The organism is Microcoleus sp. B4-D4, from assembly GCF_036705185.1.
GTDB lineage: Bacteria > Cyanobacteriota > Cyanobacteriia > Cyanobacteriales > Microcoleaceae > Microcoleus.
Genome location: NZ_JAUBTX010000101.1, coordinates 1 through 3,684, shown reverse-complemented (window position 1 = coordinate 3,684; position 3,684 = coordinate 1). Strand labels below are relative to the sequence as shown.

Below are 3,684 nucleotides of genomic sequence, written 5' to 3'. Positions count from 1 at the left end.
GGTTATTGGTTATTGGTTATTGGTTATTGGTTATTGGTTATTGGTTATTGGTTATTGGTTATTGGTTATTGGTTATTTGTTATTGGTTCTTTGTTAACAGTCAACAGTCAACAGTCAACAGTTAACAGTCAACAGTCAACAGTCATTTGGTCATTTGGTCATTTGGAAAAAGGCAGGATGCAGGAGGAAGAAGCAAAAATAGATACAAAGCAGGCCTTTGAGCGATCGCCCTCATAGGTTTAGTTAGATGAATTTATTTAAAATAAAAAAATGCTTTTTACAAAGCCCCAGATGCTCCCTCTTTTTTTGGCTACACTGAAGACGAGCTCAGCGAACAATGAGTGGAAACAACAAATCTAGGATTGAGTTAAAATCCTAGATACCGTAAATGTATGTTTTAGAAAGCTATGCCAGGAACGAGACTTGAACTCGTGACACGTGGATTTTCAGTCCACTGCTCTACCAACTGAGCTATCCCGGCTTGTTTTTTCGCGCTTTACTATCCTAGCAGACACATACACAATTTAGCAAGCACTTTTCTCAACTAATTTTTAGCTCGCCCGGAACCGCCCGCCTGTAAGCTAAAAGCTGCAACCTAAAATCCAAAAATCGCAATGGCACAGCAACATCGGGCTAGCGGGGGCAACAGTCTGCTTGTCTTGGGGACAATTTGGCTGTTGGGGGCAATTAGCGATCGCCTCTGGTTTGCCTTCGATCGCTCTGTACCCGCGTGGGATCAGGCAGAATACCTCACGAGCACGCTGAATTACTGGCAGGCGCTGCAGCATCCTCAGTGGTTTTCGGGGGATTGGTGGACAAACTTCTGGCTGCTTTCGACAAAAATTCCACCCTTGACGTACATCTTAACGGTACCGTTTTTTAATGTTTTCGGTGCTGGGGGCGATCGGGCAACCCTCGTTCATTTACTATTTAGTGCAATTCTCCTCGCCTCAGTCTACAGTCTGGGCGTCAAATTATTCAACAGACAAGTCGGTTTGTGGGCCGCTGCAATTTGCGTTTTGTTACCGGGACTTTATCGGTTCCGCTTGCAATTTTTGCTCGACTATCCCCTCGCTGCTGCGATTACTTTGGCTTTCTATTGTTTGACAATGTGGAAGCAGGAAGCAGCAAGCAGCAAGCCGGAAGATTTTCCGCATTTACGCCTTTCTGCATCGTCTTTCTTTTGGGCGATCGCCTTTGGAATTTCTCTCGGCTTATCAATATTAGTTAAACACACTACAGTCTTATTTCTGTTTACCCCGATAGTCTGGTTAGCTGCGGGTGCTTTGCGGCAAAAAGCTTGGGGAAGATTAGGTCAATTAGCTGGTGCTTTGTTGCTGTCGGTGGCAGTGTTTGGGCCCTGGGCAAAAACCAATTGGCTGTTAATTTTGACCGGGGGAAAACGGGCAACGCTGGATTCTGCGATCGCCGAAGGAGATCCAGCCCTCAATACGATCGACGCTTGGATTTACTACATTCAGCACTTACCCGAACAGCTTTCTTGGCCTTTGTTACTGATTCCCTTAGTTGGATTGATACTTTATTGGCTCCGAAGACCAAATAGTTCGTCAATCTTTCACCTCAACTCCTGTCGGTGGCTGGCTGTTTTTTGGGTGGGAGCTTATTTAATTAATTCTCTAAATATTAACAAAGACGACAGATATGTGATACCTTATTTGCCAGTATTATCTATTTTATTAGCCTACTGTTTAACGCTGTGGCCTCCGCGCTGGGGGCGACAAATTCGCTGGGGGACAATTGGTTTGGCAATTTTGATGATGATGCTGCATATGTGGCCGCTGGGCGGTGCTTTTGGACATAGCTTAGTTCAACTTGTCAGTCCCGGTAATTCTAACTATCCTTTCTTGGGGAAAGAGTGGCCGCATCGAGAGGTAATTGCAGAAATTATTGCTGCGGAACCTTATTTGCAATCTACTTTAGGCGTGTTGCCTTCCACGCCGGAAATTAATCAGCACAATTTGAATTATTACGGTGCTTTGGCGAATTTTCAGGTGTACGGGCGGCAGGTGGGAACTAATTTAAAAGAAGTGCCGCAAGATGTGCGATCGCTTTCTTGGTTTGTCACCAAAACAGGCCCGCAAGGTTCGATTCGCGAAAAAATTAAAAAAGCTCAAAATGCAGCGGTAGCTGCCATTGAAAAAGGGGAAGATTTTCAGTTAGAAAAAGCTTGGTTTTTGCCTGACAATACTAATCTAAATCTTTACCGCAAGCGACGGCAGCCTGTTGAAATACAGCCGTTGAATGAAGCACGATCGCAAGTACAATTAGAGCAAGTTACTGTTACTGGAAAAGCGATTCCCGGAGTCGCGCTGCCGGTTACTTATATTTGGTCTGGGCCTTGGCAGCAGTTGCAGTCTGGTTTAGTGTTGGTAACGTGGAAACATCGGCTAGCTAGTGATATCCTAGAGTCGGGACAAGCTTTAAGGATTTTACACGATCGCGCGATCGCCCAAGGAACTTTACATCCGGGAATTCTGCAAGCAGATAAATTTGCAGTCGGGTTTCGAGTTGTCGATCGCACGGCGATGCTAACTCCTGCTAATATTGCACCGGGAAGTTACAACCTGCAAGCTACTTATCTGAACCGAAAAACCGGCGAAACTTATCCGATCGAGGTGCCACCAGTAACACTTAAAATCGATACAGACCCTCTAAAGATGCGTTCCCAAACCATTCCGGGGAACAAAAACGATCAAAAGTTGAAAATAGTCCAGACTCTTCCCGATAACGAGGACAAGCCGGAATTAGATTTAGTGACTCAATTGCGGGCGATGGCAGTTAATTTACCGAAAGGGTTAACCAGTTTAGAACCCATATTCGAGCAGATTGGACGCATTAATCAGTACGATCCAACTCAAGATTATACAGTGCAAGCGGAACAAGCACTAGAATATAGGTTGAAGCAAGAACCTAACAATCTAGAATTCGCTTATGCTTTGGCATTTTCTAGGGTATTGCAGCAAAATGTCAAAAGTGCGATCGCAGCCTTAGAAAAAGTTACCAAACTCGATTCTCAAAACCCTTATGCTTATGCTTATCTCGCCTTCGTCCAGCTTTACGGATGGCATCCCAAAGCCGCTCAAACAGCCTTAAAACCTGCTCTCGCCCTCAACCCCAACTTACCGGAAATTAGAGTTTTAAACGGTTTAGCCGCTCTAATGCAAGGCAATCTCATCCAAGCGTGGCAAGATTTGCAATTCCTCAAACAGTTGAAAATTTAACAATTATTAGGAATACCAAAAATGTGGTTACACGCGCTATTTATAGCAGCAAAGTGCGGTGTACTTCGCCCTACTAACTTCCTTCTTCCTTCTTGCTAATGATATCAAATCCGGTAGCATTGGAATTATATAGCGCGAGCGTCCTCGCTCGCGAAGTCGATAGCGAGCGGGGACTCTCGCACTATCAATGATTAAAATATATAGCAATCCTTGCAGGAGTCTTAAATATTTTTACCCCACCCCAACCCTCCCCTTAGTAAGGGGAGGGAGTAAGAAATTCACAAATAATTTAGGATTGCTATATAATTCCGATGCTATCGGAAACGATATGACCAACAACCAATAACCAACAACCAACAACCAACAACCAATAACCAATAACCAATAACCAATAACCAATAACCAATAACCAATAACCAATAACCAATAACCAATAACCAAT

Annotated in this window: 2 protein-coding genes and 1 tRNA gene; 2 read left to right on the top strand and 1 reads right to left on the bottom strand. The window is 44.2% G+C overall.

Annotated features, from left to right (window positions below; all coding sequences use genetic code 11):
• Positions 1-237: hypothetical protein (locus QUB13_RS30210; protein WP_333388724.1), on the top strand; the 237-nt coding region annotated here is incomplete at its 5' end.
• A gap of 171 nt (positions 238-408) precedes the next feature.
• Here the strand turns inward: QUB13_RS30210 and QUB13_RS30205 are convergent.
• A tRNA-Phe gene (locus QUB13_RS30205) sits at positions 409-481 on the bottom strand.
• A gap of 133 nt (positions 482-614) precedes the next feature.
• Here QUB13_RS30205 and QUB13_RS30200 point away from each other — a divergent pair.
• The gene (locus tag QUB13_RS30200; RefSeq protein WP_333388721.1) at positions 615-3,242 is read left to right on the top strand and encodes a phospholipid carrier-dependent glycosyltransferase; all 2,628 of its coding nucleotides are present in this window, start codon (positions 615-617) and stop codon (positions 3,240-3,242) included.
• Positions 3,243-3,684 lie beyond the last annotated feature (442 nt).